General features: G+C 57.6%; 15 protein-coding genes. All 15 read left to right on the top strand.

Going from position 1 to position 17916, the window contains the following annotated elements:
* Positions 1-2 precede the first annotated feature (2 nt).
* The 15 genes from RBT76_12740 to purH all read left to right on the top strand — a co-directional run bounded on the left by RBT76_12740 (position 3) and on the right by purH (position 17898).
* Complete coding sequence (locus tag RBT76_12740; protein ID MDX9858652.1) at positions 3-938, top strand: M28 family peptidase; 936 nt, start codon at positions 3-5, stop codon at positions 936-938.
* The gene (gene selA, locus RBT76_12735) at positions 911-2287 is read left to right on the top strand and encodes an L-seryl-tRNA(Sec) selenium transferase (protein ID MDX9858651.1); all 1377 of its coding nucleotides are present in this window, start codon (positions 911-913) and stop codon (positions 2285-2287) included. Before RBT76_12740 ends, selA begins: the two co-directional genes overlap by 28 nt.
* A 14-nt stretch (positions 2288-2301) precedes the next feature.
* Complete coding sequence (selB, locus tag RBT76_12730) at positions 2302-4206, top strand: selenocysteine-specific translation elongation factor (GenBank protein ID MDX9858650.1); 1905 nt, start codon at positions 2302-2304, stop codon at positions 4204-4206.
* Entirely contained in the window at positions 4181-5767 is a 1587-nt protein-coding gene (locus tag RBT76_12725) for an amidohydrolase (GenBank protein MDX9858649.1), read from the top strand. Before selB ends, RBT76_12725 begins: the two co-directional genes overlap by 26 nt.
* A gap of 138 nt (positions 5768-5905) precedes the next feature.
* On the top strand, positions 5906-7252 hold the full coding sequence (locus tag RBT76_12720) for a nodulation protein NfeD (protein ID MDX9858648.1): 1347 nt from the start codon (positions 5906-5908) through the stop codon (positions 7250-7252).
* A 22-nt stretch (positions 7253-7274) separates the two neighbouring features.
* Positions 7275-8057 carry a slipin family protein gene (locus tag RBT76_12715; protein MDX9858647.1) on the top strand — a complete coding sequence of 261 codons (783 nt, stop codon included), beginning with the start codon at positions 7275-7277 and terminating at the stop codon, positions 8055-8057.
* Positions 8058-8199: 142 nt separating this feature from the next.
* Positions 8200-8709 (top strand): dCMP deaminase family protein, encoded by a 510-nt coding sequence (locus RBT76_12710; GenBank protein MDX9858646.1) that lies wholly within the window; start codon positions 8200-8202, stop codon positions 8707-8709.
* A gap of 266 nt (positions 8710-8975) precedes the next feature.
* Positions 8976-10304 carry a glutamine synthetase family protein gene (locus tag RBT76_12705; protein ID MDX9858645.1) on the top strand — a complete coding sequence of 443 codons (1329 nt, stop codon included), beginning with the start codon at positions 8976-8978 and terminating at the stop codon, positions 10302-10304.
* Between the two features lie 127 nt (positions 10305-10431).
* Complete coding sequence (gatA, locus tag RBT76_12700; GenBank protein ID MDX9858644.1) at positions 10432-11865, top strand: Asp-tRNA(Asn)/Glu-tRNA(Gln) amidotransferase subunit GatA; 1434 nt, start codon at positions 10432-10434, stop codon at positions 11863-11865.
* Between the two features lie 3 nt (positions 11866-11868).
* Complete coding sequence (locus tag RBT76_12695; GenBank protein ID MDX9858643.1) at positions 11869-12660, top strand: alpha/beta fold hydrolase; 792 nt, start codon at positions 11869-11871, stop codon at positions 12658-12660.
* Positions 12657-13232, top strand: coding sequence for a hypothetical protein (locus tag RBT76_12690; protein ID MDX9858642.1), 576 nt, complete (start codon positions 12657-12659; stop codon positions 13230-13232). Before RBT76_12695 ends, RBT76_12690 begins: the two co-directional genes overlap by 4 nt.
* Positions 13233-13358: 126 nt before the next feature.
* Positions 13359-14804, top strand: a complete 1446-nt coding sequence (gene gatB / locus RBT76_12685; GenBank protein ID MDX9858641.1) for an Asp-tRNA(Asn)/Glu-tRNA(Gln) amidotransferase subunit GatB — start codon at positions 13359-13361, stop codon at positions 14802-14804.
* A gap of 4 nt (positions 14805-14808) precedes the next feature.
* Positions 14809-15423, top strand: a complete 615-nt coding sequence (gene purN, locus RBT76_12680) for a phosphoribosylglycinamide formyltransferase (protein ID MDX9858640.1) — start codon at positions 14809-14811, stop codon at positions 15421-15423.
* Positions 15416-16312 carry a phosphoribosylaminoimidazolesuccinocarboxamide synthase gene (locus RBT76_12675; protein ID MDX9858639.1) on the top strand — a complete coding sequence of 299 codons (897 nt, stop codon included), beginning with the start codon at positions 15416-15418 and terminating at the stop codon, positions 16310-16312. Before purN ends, RBT76_12675 begins: the two co-directional genes overlap by 8 nt.
* 8 nt (positions 16313-16320) lie before the next feature.
* Entirely contained in the window at positions 16321-17898 is a 1578-nt protein-coding gene (gene purH, locus RBT76_12670; GenBank protein MDX9858638.1) for a bifunctional phosphoribosylaminoimidazolecarboxamide formyltransferase/IMP cyclohydrolase, read from the top strand.
* Positions 17899-17916: the final 18 nt, after the last annotated feature.

Below are 17916 nucleotides of genomic sequence, written 5' to 3'. Positions count from 1 at the left end.
GTATGAGGAATCGTCTGTTCGTATTTGCTCTGTCTCTCGCAGTATCGGGCTGCTCCTCCGCCCCTGTGATCCCCCCGGTGTTTGACGGCGCGAGAGCCTACGGCTATCTGACCGCACAGGTGGATTTCGGACCCCGCGTTCCCGGCACCGACGCGTGGCGCCAGTGCCGCTCATATTACTACGCGCACTTTGCGTCACTTGGGCTCGAGGTAGATTCTCAGGCCTTTGCCTTCTATGATCCGTACTCACACGCCGACGTTCCCCTGGTCAATGTGATCGCTCGATTCCGAGGCGGTTCGGAGAACGAACCTGCCCTGCTTATCGGCGCTCACTGGGACACGCGGCCGCGGACCGACTTTCACTCCGATACCAGCCGAACAGGAGAACCGATCCAGGGGGCCAACGACGGTGCGTCTGGCGTGGCGGTGCTCATGGAATTGGCGAATATCCTGGCGCAGCGTTCACCGGGTATCAACATCGACCTGGTGTTGTTTGACGGCGAAGACTGGGGAGAGGCCGGCGATCTGGATTATTATATGCTGGGTTCGAAACACTTTGCCAGACAGAAGATACGCGGCCGGTACCGTTTCGGAATCGTTATCGACCTCATCGGCGACCGCGATCAACAGATATACCGGGAAGCACACTCGGAGCAGTTTTACAGACCTCTTAACGATATGCTCTGGCGAGAGGCCGCAGCGCTCGGCCTTGCTACTTTTCGTGACAGCGTGAAATATAGCGTAATGGACGACCATTTGCCACTCTCGACCGGTGGCGTGCCGACAGTGCTGCTTATAGACTTCGACTACCCCGCGTGGCACACTGCACATGACACGCCCGACAAGTGCTCCCCGGAGTCTCTGGCGAATGTCGGTCGGTTGCTCGCCCACGTGATCTATAACAGGGAATTATGGCCGAAGAATCCATCACAGCTCTGAGGGACTTCCCGTCGGTCGAGGAACTGGTCCAGTCGGAGGGGCTGGCCGATGTGATTGCACTCGTGCCCCGGCCGGTGGCCGTGCAAACCATTCGTGAGGTAATCTCCGACAGCAAGGCCAGATTCGTCTCAGATGGCAAGCCGCAATCGAGGGCATCACTGGAGTCGGCCATCCGCCGCGCGTTGCACGCCGCGATGCGTCTCGAGATCAGCAAGGTGATCAACGCGACCGGGATCGTGGTCCACACTAACCTCGGGCGAGCGCCACTTTCTGATTCGATTTTTGAAGCAATCAAGCAAACCGTAACGGGCTACGGTAATATCGAATTCGACCTTGCCGGCGGCTCCCGCGGTCGGCGCGGTGCGGCATGCGAACGCTACCTGGCCCAGCTCGCCAACGCCGAAGCAGGCACCGTGGTCAATAACTGCGCCGCCGCGCTGTTTCTGACTCTGAATACGTTCGCGCTTCGCAAAGGTGTGGTAATCTCGAGGGGAGAGCTGGTGCAGATCGGCGGCGGCTTCCGTATTCCCGATATCCTTCGTCGCTCGGGAGCCAGACTGCGCGAGGTCGGGAGTACGAACATCACTGCGCTTGCCGACTACGAACAGGCCATCGACAGCAATACCGGTATGATTCTCAAGGTGCACAAGAGCAACTTCACACAATCAGGGTTCACCGAGGAAGTCCCGCTGAAAGACCTTGTGGAGCTGGGTAGACGCTGCGGTATTCCGGTATTCAATGATCTGGGCAGTGGAGTGTTCATCAACACGCGGGATCTGCTTGGGTATGCAGAACCAACCGTTCAGCAGTCGGTTGCCGCAGGGGCCGACCTGACCAGTTTCTCCGGCGACAAAATGCTGGGTGGCTCACAAGCCGGACTGATTGTCGGTCGTGCGGAGCTGATCGACAGACTGAAAAAGAACCCGATCTTCCGAACTGTCCGGGTAGACAAGATCACGTTCTCGATTGTCGAAAAGATGCTCACGTGCTACATGAACAACACGCATCACACCGAGATTGCGCTCTGGCGATTGTTATCGGTACCGGAATCAGTCCTGTATCAGCGTGGCAAATCGATCCTCGCCGCGCTCGGCAATCCTGCCGGGCTGGTCATAGAAGCTACCCGCGTTTACATCGGCGGCGGGGCTCTTCCACAGTCCGACATCCCGTCGGTCGGCATCGTGTTCTCAGGCGACTATAAACCCAACCGACTGCTTCGCCTATTTCGGGAGTGTACGCCCCCGATCATTGGCCGCATAGAAGACGATCGGTTCATTCTTGACCTCAAGGCGGTCGAAGAGAGCGACCTTCCGGTACTCGTCGCCGCCATTCGAGCTTTAATCACCTGACAGAATCGCGCCGTATGATTGTCGTTGGAACTGCCGGACATATCGATCACGGAAAGTCGTCTCTCGTGCGTCGGTTGACAGGCTCCGATCCCGACCGCCTCCCGGAGGAGAAAGAACGGGGGATGACGATCGATCTGGGATTCGCTTTCCACACGACCTCGGCCGGCGACACGATTGCGTTTGTCGATGTCCCGGGTCATGAGCGATTTGTCAAGAACATGATCGCAGGAGCCGGCGGTATCGATGCGGTTGTGCTGGTTGTTGCGGCCGACGACGGGTGGATGCCGCAAACCCAGGAACACTTCCAGATTGTGCGGTTGCTTGGTGTGCGCCACGGCCTGATAGTGGTAAACAAGGCGGACCTCGCGCAGCCCGACTGGATCGATCTACTCGAAGCCGACATCGCCGAGCGGGTTGCCGGCTCCTTTCTTGACGGTGCGCCGATCGTTCGCGTCTCGGCCGTCACGGGGGATGGGCTCGATCGATTGTTGTCGGAACTGGAGTCGATGGCTGCACGGATCGCGGCTCGCAAATCAATCGGCAAAGCACGCCTGTATATCGATCGATCCTTTATCCGTCCCGGAATCGGCGGGGTCGTGACCGGTACGCTTCGCGGTGGTACGCTCTCCGTTGGGCAGACCGTCGCCGTCTGGCCGTCGCGCCAGGTCGGTCGCATCCGAACGCTCCAATCCCAGAACCGTGACTGGCAGGAGGTCCGGCCGGGTCAGCGAACTGCCGTGTCGTTCACCGGGATCGAAAAAGACAATCTGGTCCGGGGAGGTTGCATTACGGATCGTGCCGATCTGTCCTTTTTCGCCGACCACCCGGTGCTGGTTATTGCCGCTGAAATGCTGGCCGAAGCGCCCGTGCCGCTGGAAGACGGACGTCGTGTGGTGCTCTTGCTGGGTACGTCTGAGACTGAGGGGGACGTGCGGATATTCGATGTGGACTCCCTGCGTCCCGGCAGCTCGGGACTGGCCTTCATTAAACCGCAGGACCCCATTTATGGTCTGGTTGGTGATACATGCATATTGCGGCTGCCGACACCGATGGTGACGCTTGGTGGCGGCCGCCTGATCGATCACCTGGCGCGGTTCCCGCGGCGCAAAGACCTCGCTCAGCTCGCGTATCTGCAGAAGCGAACATCCGGAGACCTTCGGTCCCTGGTTGTGTCGGAACTCGAAAAACTCATACTTGCTCCGGTAGACTCCTTCCTCGTGAACTCGGACTTTGCGGCGTCGGAGATTTCAGAGGCGGTGGACAGTCTGGTACGCAGTGGTGCCGCGGGTGTTTTTGCGGCCCGCGTGTATCTCAACGAGGTTCTGCAACGAACGGCCCATCAGTGCCGAAGCCGGCTGGAAGAACATCTGCATCGCCATTCTCATGTAAAGGGGTTGCTTGCTGAGGAACTGCTGGCTCTACTGCCAATCGAACGGTCTACGGCGACGATCCTGATTGAGTACATGGTCGACCAGAAAATCCTGGGCCGCGACGGCGAGTACTTCAACGTGGCGGGTCGAACCGCGACTCTCAAAGGTGTCATTAAACAGGCTCACGACGAGATCCTGACTGCCCTGGAGACGGATCCGTATGCTCCCCCGACACTTGCCACTTTCACCGCCAGGGGGAAGATCTATCAGCAGGCTATAAAGTTCATGCTGGACTCTCGCGAGGCTCACAAATGCGGGGCCGAGTTTCTATTCCTGCGGCGAATCTGGGACGAAATCGTGGGCTATATCGTGGAAAGCCTCCAGACTGAGGGTCAACTGCCAGTCACCACCCTGCGTGACCGGTTTGGCTTCACCCGCAAATACGTCATTCCAATCCTGGAAGAAACGGATCGCCTCGGTATTACAAAACGAGCAGGCGACAACCGCGTAAAGGGAGACCGATTTGAAAACGCGCATGCTGATTTGTAACGCCCGTATCTACACACAGGCCGACAGGTTGGTCGCCGATTCAATGGCTGTCCGCGGCAATCGTATTGTAGCCGTAGGACGAAATCTGCGCCACGACCCGGATCTCAGAGGCTACCCTGTGGTCGATCTCGGTGGAAAGACCGTCGTTCCCGGATTCGTGGACGCACACACGCACTTCGCCTATTTCGCGGTTACGCTCGGTCAGGTGAACCTCCATGGTCTTGACAGCATTGAAGCCTGTCTATCCACGGTCAAAACCTTCGCCGCGAAGCTGGCGAAGAATGAATGGGTCGTCGGTGAGGGATATGCGCCGGATCGATGGACCAGGCGAGTTGAACCAACTGCAGCGATGCTGGATCAAGTCACGGGCGGTCGTCCGGCTTTCTTGTACTCCAAGGACCAGCACTCCTGCTGGGTGAATTCACGCGCGTTGGAAATGGCCGGTATCACCGCTCGGACGGCTGATCCCGGCGGAGGACGAATCGAGCGTGACAGCGAAGGGAACCCTACGGGACTTCTCCGCGAAGGACCCGCCACAAAACTGGTGTTTGAACGCGTACCCATGCCCCTCGGCAAGGAAATGGATCGACGGTACGCGCGTGCCCTTCAGCACGCCTATCGGATGGGTGTCACCGGCGTGCATTCCTTCGATGGTCCGGAAGCTATGCGGTACTTCATGGATCTTGCCGAGCGTAATCGAGTCGGACTTCGTGTTGTGTACTACCCATCAGCCGACCTGTTGCCGCATCTGCTGAAAGAAAAGATCTATTTCGGGACCGGAACCGAGTTTTTCCGAATCGCGGGGGTAAAGGTATTCGCCGATGGTTCGCTCGGTTCCCAGACTGCCCTGTGTTTCAGGCGGTATCGGGGATCGAAATCCAATTACGGTATCGAAGTTCGGACGGTCGCGGATATGCGCCGCATCATAAAGCAGGCGGCAAAGCTCAACTTGCCGGTCGCAATCCACGCTATCGGTGACAGGGCGGTGTCCAACGTGCTCGATGCGTTTAAGACAGCTCCGCCTCTCGACTTCGGAGCGCGTCACCGTATCGAACACCTCCAGCTCACAAGACGCTCCGATATCGTCCGGGTCAAACGGCTCGGAATAACGGCGTCGATGCAGCCGTCGCACTGTCCCTCAGACATCGATATGATACACCGGTATTGGGGATCACGTGGCGCCAATGCGTTTGTATTCCGCACCCTGATCGACCGCGGTATCCCGCTTGCATTTGGTTCGGACTGCCCGATCGAGCCACTGGACCCGATCGCCGGCATTGCCGCCGCGGTCAGGCGGGCTGGGCCCGGAAAACGTGACGTGTTCTACCCCGAACAGCGAGTTACGGCCGCCGAGGCGGTGCACAACTTCACCGTCGGACCGGCTCGAGCTGCCGGCCTGGAACACTGTCGCGGCTATCTGCTCCCCGGGTATCCGGCGGACTTCGTGGTGCTGAGCCAGGATATTACGAAGGTTGCCGCGTCGCGGATTGACGCCACCCGCGTGCTCGCCACCGTAATCGACGGAAAGGTCGTTTTCGCCGACGAATCTTTTTCGTTTTAAGTGGTAAGTAGTCTGACCTATCGGCATCCTGTATGTCGATAATGTGAACCGAATTCATAGCGAATGCTGTTATGCTAATACATTGACAGCCCGTCGATCGTCGGACATATTACAAGCGGAGCAAGGGGTGTAGTCACTATGAAACACAAGATTCTTCTTTTCCTTATCGGCTTTCTGCTGCTCTCACCCGGATTCACTTACACGCTTCGCCTCGTTGCCGATGACAGCGTGACCGCCGATTCCGTCCCGCTCACCAGCCAGAAGGCTGACAAGGCTCCGGCCATCGTCTACGTCATGCAGGTGGACGGGGCGATTGGTATTGTAACCGAGGAGCGGATTGAGGAAGCCATTGCGATGGCCACCGAGAGCGGCGCCGAGCTCATCGTGATAGAGATGGACACGCCGGGTGGCTTCATGGACGCGACCCAGGGAATCACAAAGATGCTGCTGAACAGCGAGGTGCCGGTCTGTACCTATGTAGCCCCGTCGGGTTCACGCGCCGGTTCAGCGGGAGTCTACATCGCCTACGCTTCCCACTTTGCCGCAATGGCGCCGTCAACCAACATCGGCGCCGCCCACCCGGTTGGCGGACAGGGGCAGCAGATAGACTCCGTCATGAATGAAAAGGTGACCAATGACGCGGTTGCACAGATTCGCGCTGCGGCCGAGCGTCGCGGAAGAAATGTCGAGTGGGCCGAAAAGGCCGTACGCGAATCCGTCTCCATTACGGATCGTGAAGCGCTCGAAATGAACGTGATCGACGTACGGGCCAAGTCGCTCAACGATTTGCTGAATCAGCTGAACGGCCGGACCACTAAGATGGCTGATGATTCGGAGAAAGTCATGCGCCTTGACGACTACGTCGTGCGCACGATTGAGATGAGCTTCAAAGACCAGCTACTCAGTATCTTGTCGTCACCAACCGTGGCGTTCGCACTCCTGTCGATCGGCGGCCTCGGCGTAATACTGGAACTGTACAACCCGGGCGCGATCCTGCCCGGTGTGGTCGGCGGCATCAGCCTCTTACTGGGGGCCTACTCGCTGAACTTGTTGCCCATCAACTACGCCGGTGTCCTGCTGATCTTTCTTGCCATTATCATGTTTGTGGCCGAATTCAAAATAGCCAGCGCCGGGTTGCTCACTATCGGCGGCATCATCGCACTCTTTTTCGGAGGGTTGTTACTCGTGGACTCCGTAGACCCTGCCATGCAGGTTTCGCGCACCGCACTGATCACTATCGTCGTGCTCGTAGGCCTGTCGTTCGCCATCATCACACGCCTGGTGGTACGAGCGCAGCGGAGCAGGCCCTTTACCGGTGATTCGGCGCTGGTGGGCCGGACCGCAACGGTGCGAAAACCCGGTTTTGTATACATTGAGGGCGCGTTGTGGCGTATCGCTCCCGCCGACGGGTTTGATACCGGCGACAAGGTCGAGATTACGGCTGTCGACGGCCTCACCTTGAGAGTGAAAAAAGTTGACTCTTAGACACCTGATAAAGGAATAACGTATGTCACCATTCCCGACCGTGTTAGCCGTCATCATAATCTTCGGGCTGCTGCTTCTGTTCAACATGATCAAGGTGCTCAAGGAATATGAACGCGGCGTGATCTTCCGGCTCGGACGCCTCATCGGCGCCAAGGGACCCGGGCTGATAATCCTTATCCCGATCGTCGATAAGATGGTTCGAGTCGACCTGCGTGTCATCACCTACGATATCCCGGCGCAGGATGTCATCACCCGCGACAACGTTTCTGTCAAAGTGAATGCGGTAGTCTATTTCCAGATCACCGATGCAAACAAGGCGATTGTCTCGGTAGCCAACTTCTTCGAGGCAACCTCGCAGATCGCCCAGACGACCCTCCGTTCGGTCCTGGGACAGCAGGAACTGGACAACCTCTTGGCCGACCGGGAGACAATAAATGCCGAGTTGCAGCGGATCATTGACGACCAGACCGAACCGTGGGGCGTCAAAGTCTCGGTGGTCGAGGTCAAAAACGTGGACCTGCCACCCGAAATGCAGCGCGCGATTGCCCGACAGGCCGAAGCCGAACGTGAGCGCCGCGCCAAGGTTATTCATGCCGAAGGAGAACTGCAGGCCTCAGAAAAACTGGCCGAGGCGGCCCGGGTCATCGGCCGGGCTCCCAATGCCATGCAGCTTCGCTTCCTGCAAACGCTGGTTGAGGTCTCAGCCGAGAAAAACTCCACCACTATTTTCCCGGTTCCGATCGACCTGCTCAACCTGCTGGGCGACTATATGAAGGCAAAAACCGGCGAAGCCGCCAGGTCATAATCGCTCTCGATATCGCTAGCCAGGCAAAGGGCCGCATCGTGCGGCCCTTTTTCGTGAGGTCCGCCGGTCCACAGGACCTTATTCTGAGGGATCGAACAAGAAAGCTCTTTACCGCAATTCGCTGACTTCATATACTCCGCCCATGTCCCAGAAACGCATGCATTACTTGAGCTGGGATGACTACTTCATGGCGGTCGCCGAACTATCAGCCCAGCGGTCCAAGGACCCGAGTACCCAGGTTGGCGCCTGTATTGTCAATGTCAAACGCCGTATAATCGGCATCGGTTATAACGGCTTTCCAAGGGGCCTCTCCGATGATGTCGCGCCGTGGTCGCGGGAAGGCGACTTCCTCGACACCAAGTACCCGTATGTTTGCCATGCCGAGATGAACGCCATTACCAACTCCTCCAACAAAGCTGATCTGGAAGGCGCCGCTATTTACGTGTCGCTGTTCCCCTGCAATGAATGCGCCAAGCTGATCGTACAGGTAGGCATCAAAGAAGTAGTCTACTTGTCGGACAAGTATCGGGAACAGGACGTCTTTAAGGCCTCACGACGGATCCTGGAGGCGGCCGGTGTCGTCTGCCGCCGACTCCAGCCGCAAACCCATCGAATTGAACTGACGCTTGAAGCAAACGACGAAAGTGCCTGACTGATTGGAGCCGCCGGGTGCCCGCTCAGGGGCCGGGCGGCCACGCTGGCTGTCGGGAGAGCTCGCGACGCCGGCGGCCGGCGTCACAAATTGGACTTTGCCACACCATTTTTCTCCTTTCTACCGGTTCGGAGCGAACAAAACCGTCCCCGGCCCGTTACACTAGCTTTCCTGGATCGATTTTGTGAGTTTTTTCGTTGCACGAGGAACTCAGGCAACGCTATTTAGGGCTTTCAAACCAACAAACACCCCAAACTTTCGCAGGAGTGCCAGCCGTGACCAGAACACGCGAGGACGTCCTCAGATTAATTGATGAGGCGGAGGTCCGCTACATTCGCCTTTGTTTCACCGACATTCTCGGACGTATCAAAGGGATGACCATTACCCGGGCGGAAATCGAGCAGGTGCTCGAAGAGGGCCAGGGCTTTGACGGCTCATCAATCGAAGGCTTCGCGCGTATCGATGAATCCGACCTCATGGCGATGCCGGATCCCGTCACGTTTCGCATTATCCCGTGGGAAATCGCGGGGGAACGCGTCGCGCAGTTGTTCTGCGATATCACCAATCCCGACGGTTCGCCGTACGACGGCGACCCGCGCTGGGTGCTGCGCCGCACTCTCTCCCGCTTGGAGAAGAAGAAATGGACCTTCTACGTCGGTCCGGAGTGCGAGTACTTCTACTTTGAAAACGGACAGGAACCGAATATCCTCGACCAGACGGGGTATTTCGACTACGGCTCGGTCGATATCGGCACCCAGCTTCGAAAAAAGACGGTCAATGCCCTCGAGTTGCTCGACATTCCCGTCGAATGCGCACACCATGAGGTTGCCCCAAGCCAGCACGAAATAGACCTCAAGTATCAGGAAGCGCTCGTCATGGCCGATTTCGTGCAGGTCTACAAGTTTGTAGTGAAGGAAATCGCGAGCGAAAACGACATGTACGCCACCTTCATGCCCAAGCCGCTGTACGGCGAAAACGGCTCGGGAATGCATGTGCATATGTCGATTTTCGAAGGCGACAAAAACCTGTTCTTCGACGCCAAAGGAGAGTACAATCTCTCCGCCATGGCACGCCACTTCGTGGCCGGAGTGCTGAGGCACATCCGTGAGATCACGCTTGTAAACAACCAGTGGATCAATTCGTACAAGCGGCTGGTGCCGGGCTACGAAGCGCCCGTCTATGTCAGCTGGGGTCGGCGCAACCGGTCGTCGCTCGTGCGGGTGCCCATGTACCGGGTAGGCAAAGAGCGCGCCACACGCATCGAACTGCGCTCTCCCGACCCCTCCGCCAACCCTTACCTCGCGTTTGCCTGCATCCTGGCAGCAGGATTAAAGGGGGTTGAGGAGAAATACGAATTGGAAAAGCCGACCGAACGCAACATTTTTGGCATGACCGAGGATGAGCGCATGAAGTTCGTGACATTGCCCGGCTCGCTCGACGACGCCACACGCGAGGCCGAGCAATCGGAGCTGCTGCGCGAAACACTTGGCGAACACGTTTTCGACAAGCTGATTGCGAACAAGAAAATCGAGTGGGACCAGTACCGCACCCATGTGTCTGAGTTCGAGATCCAGAAGTACCTCTCGATGTTGTAGACGCTGAATTTGGGCTGCTGACTGCTGCAAGGCGCCGGAACTCCGGCGCTTTGTCTTTTCTGTTGAGTACCGCCCCGCGCAAACTGATTACTTGGCGCGATACGACGCTTTCCCTATATTGGCTGCCATGATTGACTATACGGCCATGTCGGCCAACGAAATCGCCGAGAGCGTGCGGACTGATGCGCTCTCGGCTGTCGGTGTCACCACTGAAGCGCTTCGACGCGCGAACACGATCGGCAAAGACCTCAATGCGTTCATAACTCTCTGCGAGGAGAAGGCACTTGCGCAGGCAGGGGCCGTTGATCGCATGAAGGCCGACAGGAAGTCTCGGTTGCCGCTTGCCGGTGTGCCGGTCGCCATCAAAGATAACATCAGCTACACCGGCTATCCTATGACCTGCGGATCGCGTATTCTGCAGGGCTACGTTCCCCCGTACGACGCAACCGTTGTCTCGCGCCTGATTGACGCAGGCGCCGTGATAATAGGAAAGACCAACCTCGATGAGTTCGCCATGGGGTCCTCAAACGAAAACTCCTACTACGGCCCGGTCAAGAACCCGGTCGACCACACCCGCGCCCCGGGAGGATCCTCGGGCGGTTCGGCGGCGGCCGTCGCCTCAGGCATCGTTCCGCTGGCCTTTGGCTCGGAGACGGGTGGTTCAGTCCGGCAGCCGGCGTCGTTTTGCGGACTTCTCGGTCTAAAGCCAACCTACGGTGCAATTTCTCGCTACGGCTTGACGGCTTTCGCGTCATCGACGGACCAGATCTCGCCGTTCGCCCGCACGGTCGAAGACCTGGCGTTGATCTTCTCCATTGTGGCCGGCCGCGACGAGAACGACTCGACCTCAGTCGCCTTCCGACATCCCGACTACCGTTCCCGCCTCGCGCTCGATCGTTCGCTGGTCATTGGTCTGCCGAAAGAATACATGGGACAAGGACTCGACCCGGACGTGGAACGCGCGATCGGTAATGCCCGCGATACGTTGGAAAAACTGGGTCACCGCTGCGTCGACATCTCGTTGCCCATGACCGACAAGGCCATTCCGACATATTACGTAATCGCGTCAGCCGAGGCCTCGGCCAATCTGGCCCGCTTCGATGGGGTTCGCTACGGCTTGCGGGAAAGCGGTGACCGCGCTCTTGAACAGATGTATTCCGACACGAGGGCGAAGGGATTCGGGGCCGAGGTAAAACGTAGAATCATGCTTGGGACGTACGCGCTGTCAGCCGGCTACTATGACGCTTACTATACCAAAGCGGCTCAGGTGCGAGAACTTATGCGTCGTGAATTCGACGAAAGCTTTAAGTCGGTCAACCTGATTCTCTCGCCGACCGCTCCGACTCCCGCGTTTCGGCTGGGGGAGAAGATTACCGACCCACTCGCCATGTATCTGTCCGATGTATACACCGCGCCGGCGTCACTCACCGGCAATCCAGCCCTCTCTGTTCCGTTCGCAAAATCGCGCGATGGCTTGCCTATCGGTATCCAATTTATCGCGCCGCACTTCGACGAACAGACTCTATTCCAGGTTGCGGGGACAATCCTCCGAGCTCAGTAGCACATGCCGTACGCCGATCTTGGTGATTTCAAGCTCTATTATGAGGAACACGGAGTCGGGGAGCCACTCATCTTCCTGCATGGTTTCTCTCTGGATCGCCGTATGTGGACCCCTCAGATCCCTTACTTCAAGACCAGCTATCGCGTAATACTTCCTGACGCCAAGGGACATGGCGAATCCGACGCTCCTCCAACGGCTTACAGCCGCGCCGACCGGGTGAATGACCTGCTCCAGCTTGCCGATATCTTAGAAATAGAGCGGTTTCATCTGGTGGGTTTGTCTATGGGCGGGTCCACCGCCCTCGGATTCGCGCTCGCTCACCAGCATCGCCTTCGGTCCTTGACCCTGGTCAGCACGGGCGCGGCCGGGTACAGCGCGGGCCGAAGATTCACTCGGCTCGACGAAGTAGGTCGTGCTGAAGGAGCTGAGGCCGCCAAAGAGCAATGGATGCAGTGGTCGCTCGCGTGGTATAGGGAGAGCGCGCGGGCACACATTCGACCGCTGATTGAAGAGATGATGCGAGGATACTCCGGGGCGGTATGGAAGGACAAGATGCGTGGCAAGTACGACAAAGAGCAGGATCTCGAGCGCGTCCATACGATCGATACCCCAACATTCATACTTGCCGGTGCGCTCGATCGGATCTTTCTTCCGCTGGCACGCTTGCTGCACGCGAAGATTGCGGGTAGTCAGCTCTCCGTCTACGAACAGACCGGACATATGATCAACCTCGAACAGCCGGATCGCTTCAACCGCGACCTGAGTGCATTCCTCGCAGCGAGGGCCGTCTCATGATGACGTATTTTGAAGTTCGACGGCGCTTGGGCAATCTGGAGCAGTTCCGAACCCTGTATCGCGAATACGCGGCTTTCACGAATCGCGAGACCAATGTGCCCGCGCAAGCCGTGCTCGCGAAGATGGAACCGCTCGCAGCCCTGACAGTCGACTCTTTGCGGAGGGTCGGACTGGGTTCGCTGATTACGCGCGACGCGCAAACGCGCGGAGGCAAAAAAGTCCGAATCAACCTGATCAAGGCCATCTTCCGCGACCATATTGTTCGGAGTTTCGACCTTCGCGACGACGATGTGCGCGCGTTACTCGACCGTGGTATTGTCAAATACCAGACCAGGCTCTGGCGCCAGCAAGTCAATCTTTTCAACCCGCTGTTCTGGCTGTATCAAATCGGCGTCTTTCTGGCGGACCTGCCGTTTCTGATCTTTCGTGCTGCCGGATACGACACGGATCAGGCCGAGCGGCGAAGTACGGCACGACTGTTCCGGCTCCTGGTTCAACTGGCTTTTTTCTTTGCCGTGTTCAAGTTGTCCGGGCTGCTCAGCCTGATAAGGTTTGACATTCTCGCCCTGTAGCCGTTATTTCCCGCACATAGACTGACGTACGATGCGATCGGCGTGCATTCTGCTGTTTCGACAAACACCCGCACGCCGTTACTTGTTTGACCCGAAAACCAGTTCTGCGGAGGCAGAGAGCCTGCAGTGTCAACGTATCGCGGCTTCGAGCCCGTAATCGGACTCGAAGTACATGCCCAGCTTCAGACCGACAGCAAGATCTTCTGCGGGTGTCGAGTGCAGTACGGCGCAGAGCCCAACAGCTTGACGTGTCCCGTCTGTCTGGGACTACCCGGCGCACTCCCCGTTCTCAACCGACAGGCCGTCGAATATGCGATGCGTGCGATCCTTGCGGTCGGCGGCACAGTCTGCAACCGCTCGGTCTTTGCGCGGAAGAATTACTTCTATCCGGACCTCCCCAAAGGCTACCAGATTTCTCAATTTGACAAACCCATAGGGGAGGGAGGGCAGATCGCCTTCGAAGTAGACAATGAAGCAAAGACGGTCGGCCTGTTGCGGATCCACCTCGAAGAGGACGCAGGCAAATCGCTTCACCCGGAATCCGGGGAACCGTACTCGCAGGTTGACCTCAACCGCTGCGGGACGCCGCTGATCGAGATAGTCTCCTGCCCTGATATTCGATCCCCTGCAGAGGCTTATGCTTATCTGGTCAAGCTTAAACAAATACTTCAATACTTGCAGGTGTGCACCGGAGACATGGAAAAAGGGCATCTTCGGTGCGATGCAAACGTGTCGGTGCGTCCCGAGGGTTCTGCCGGCTTCGGTACGCGCACCGAACTGAAGAATCTCAATTCGTTCAAGCATGTCGAGAAGGCGCTTGAGTTCGAGATTGGGCGTCAGGTGGAGTTGATAATGAAAGGCGGAAAGGTAGAGCAGACGACCCTGCTGTGGAACGAGCGCTCCCAGACCGCTGAGCCGATGCGTTCCAAAGAGGAATCACATGACTACCGCTATTTCCCGGAGCCCGATCTGGTGACGCTGCAGATCGACAACGACTGGATTGATCGGGTCCGTGCATCGCTTCCGGAGCTGGCCGATGAGCGTGCAAGGCGGTTTGTGGCTCAATATGGTGTCCGAGTGTACGACGCAGCTGTCCTCACCGACTCCCGGTCGCTGGCCGACTATTTCGAAGCCGTCATGACCGAATTTGACGATGGTCAGATGGCCGCGAATTGGATCGGGACAGAGCTGCTCGCGGCGGTCAAAGAGGCGGACTGCGATATCGCGGACTACCATATCCGGCCGAACAACATCGCAGAGTTGCTCCGCCGAATCAGCTCCGAGTCGATCTCCGGCAAGATGGCCAAAGAGGTCTTTGCCGACATGGTTGCAACCGGAGAGCCGCCGGGCCAGATCATCCGCAAAAAGGGGCTGGAACAGATAAGCGACCCGTCCGTTCTTGAGCCTATAGTCGACTCGCTGTTGGAATCGAACCCCGCAAACGTCGAAAAGTACCGGTCGGGCAAGACAAACGTGTTTGGTTTTTTTGTCGGACAAGTGATGAAACAGACTCGCGGACAGGCGAATCCGCAAATCGTGAACGATTTGCTGAAAAAGAAACTCGATGGGTAGTGACATGGATACCGGTAAAGCACGCGTCGCGGTATTCATTTCGGGTTCGGGTACCGATCTGCAGTCACTTATCGACGCCGAACGCGGCGGACGATTGGCAGGTCACATCGCCTGGGTGGTGGCGTCGACTCGAAAAGCCTACGGCTTGGTGCGGGCCGCCGATGCTGGTATTGAGACGTGGGTCTTTCGCACGTCCAACTATGAAAGCGAACACTCGGCTGGGGAAGACTTGCTGATGCGACTGAGGGAGAGGGATATCAGTTACATTGCGCTGGCCGGCTACCTCAAGTTGATGCCGCCGGTGGTCGTTCGGGAGTATCGAGGGCGCATGGTAAACATACACCCGGCTCTGCTTCCCAGGTACGGCGGTCGGGGGATGTACGGACGCCACGTGCATGAGGCGGTGTTGGCGTCAGGCGACCGTGAGTCAGGTCCCACTGTCCATCTGGTCGATGAGATTTACGACAATGGTACGATACTCGAGCAATTGAAAGTGCCGGTTCTCGAAGGCGACACGCCTGAAACATTGGCGGCGCGTGTACTCGATGCGGAACATCTGTTGTATCCGAAAGTGCTGGACAAGCTCATCAAAGGAGAATACACTCAGACCCATGGATAATGTCGTCTACCAAACCGATATCAGCGAGTTCCCGCTCGTCCGTCGCGGCAAGGTTCGTGACATCTACGATCTGGGTGACAGCCTTTTGTTCGTCGCGTCCGATCGCATCTCCGCTTTCGACGTGGTCATGCCGAACGCCATTCCCGGCAAGGGCAAGGTACTGACGCAGACTTCGCTGTTCTGGTTCGATTTCTTGAAAGATGTTGTGGAGAACCATCTCGTCACCGCCGATGTCGACCAGTACCCGAAGGCGCTGCGTGCCTACCGCGACCAACTCGACGGTCGCTCCATGATTGTCACGAAAGCGGAACGAATCGACGCAGAATGTATCGTCCGTGGGTACATCTCTGGTTCTATGTGGAAGGAACTGAAATCGGCCCGGGCAACTGGTTCAAACACCGTTCACGGTTTTGAGTTTCCGTCCGACCTTCGTGAATCCGACAAGCTGCCGCATCCGCTGTTTACGCCGTCTTCGAAGAACGACGACGGCCACGATGAAAACATCAGCTTTCAACAGATGATCGATCTCGTTGGCAAAGACACCGCCGAGAAATGCCGCGAAGCGTCTCTCGCCATTTATCTAAAGGCATCCGATTACGCGCGAACCAGGGGCATCATCATTGCCGATACGAAGTTTGAATTCGGATTCAAGGACGGGCGGTTCATCTTGATCGATGAAGTGCTCTCTCCCGACTCCAGCCGGTTTTGGCCGGTCGATTCTTACGAGCCGGGTCGCGGACAGCCATCGTTCGACAAACAGCCGCTTCGCGACTGGTTGGATAGTCTCAGCTGGGACAAGAAACCGCCGGCGCCGGTACTGCCCGACGACGTGGTCGAAGCGACAGCGCGCCGCTACCGTGAAGCCCAGAAACGTTTAACAGGCAAGTAACTACTGCGATGAACGAAGCGAAAATCAAGCGGGCGCTGGTGTCGGTCTCCGACAAGTCCGGCGTTACAGCTTTGGCTAAAGCGCTGCATGAGCGTGGGATCGAAATTATCTCGACCGGCGGCACTCTTGAAAAAATGAAGGAAGCCGGCATCCCGGCCGTATCGGTCAGGAGTTTTACCGGCTCGCCGGAAGTCATGGACGGCCGGGTTAAAACCCTGCACCCCAAGATCCACGCCGGCATTCTCTTCCGAAGAGACAACGAAGAGGACTGTGAACAGCTGGCTCAATTAGAAAGTAAGGGCATCGACCTCGTCGTCGTCAATCTCTATCCTTTTGAGAAGACCGTCGCGCGGCCCGATGTCACGGAGAGCGACGCTATTGAGAATATTGACATCGGCGGGCCTTCAATGCTTCGCTCGGCCGCCAAGAACTTCAATCATGTGACCGTCGTCGTCGACCCGGCGGATTACGATACCCTCTTGCAGGAAATCGAAGAACACGACGGGATGACCTCTCTGGAGTTCCGGCGCCGTTGTGCGACCAAGGCGTTCAGTCTTACCGCCAGATACGACACCGCCATCTCGACCTACTTCAATTCCTCCGGAACGGAAACCTCCGCAACTGGGAGCCGATTTCCGGCTGTACTCGCTCAGACCTGGCAGTTTCGATCAAGTCTTCGCTATGGCGAGAACCCCCATCAGGACGCAGCCGTGTTTGTCCAGGCCGGGTACACCGGTCCAACCTTGCTTGATGCGGAGATCCTGAGCGGTAAGGAGTTGTCGTTTAACAACTACAACGACCTCAACGCGTGTCTGGATTTGCTTCTCGAGTTTACGGAACCGTTTGCCTGCGTGCTCAAACACGCCAACCCGTGTGGCGCGGCCGTCTCAAAGAACATCGCCGAGGCATACAAGGCCGCATACGAGTCGGATCCGCTTTCGGCTTTCGGTTCCATTATTGGTGTGAACAAGACCGTCGATTTGGATTGCGCCAACCATCTCCATGAAACGCATTTCGTGGAGTGTATTATCGCCCCTGATTTCGCTCCCGATGCTCTTAAGCTGCTTCAGAAGAAAAAGACGCGGCGACTGCTCCGTTTGCCCGCTATCGCGCGCGGCCGTCTGAAAGGAGACACCGCCTTCAAGCACATTCTCGGCGGTCTGCTCGTTCAGTCGGCCGACGACGCCGAGATTTCCGTCAACGACCTCAAAGTCGTCACAAAGCGCGCTCCGACACAGCGCGAGATCAACGATATGTTGTTTGCCTGGAAAGTCGTCAAGCATACCAAATCCAATGCGATCGTGCTGGCCAAAAACGGCGCCACGGTCGGCATCGGCATGGGACAGACGTCGCGCGTTGACGCCGGATTCCTCGCGGTCAAACGCGCCGGTGAACGCGCTAAAGGGTCCGTCATGGCTTCCGACGCCTTTTACCCGATGCCCGATGGAGTGGAAGTCGGGACCGACGCCGGGGTGACTGCAATCATCCAACCCGGTGGTTCCAAGGGCGACGATGATGCCGTCGCCGCCGCCGATAAGGCCGGGGCTGCCATGGTGTTCACCGGTATCAGGCATTTTAAACACTAATCTTCACTTTTCCCTGCA

The organism is Candidatus Zixiibacteriota bacterium (assembly GCA_034003725.1).
Lineage (GTDB): Bacteria > Zixibacteria > MSB-5A5 > GN15 > FEB-12 > WJMS01.
This window is presented reverse-complemented; position numbering and strand designations above follow the sequence as displayed.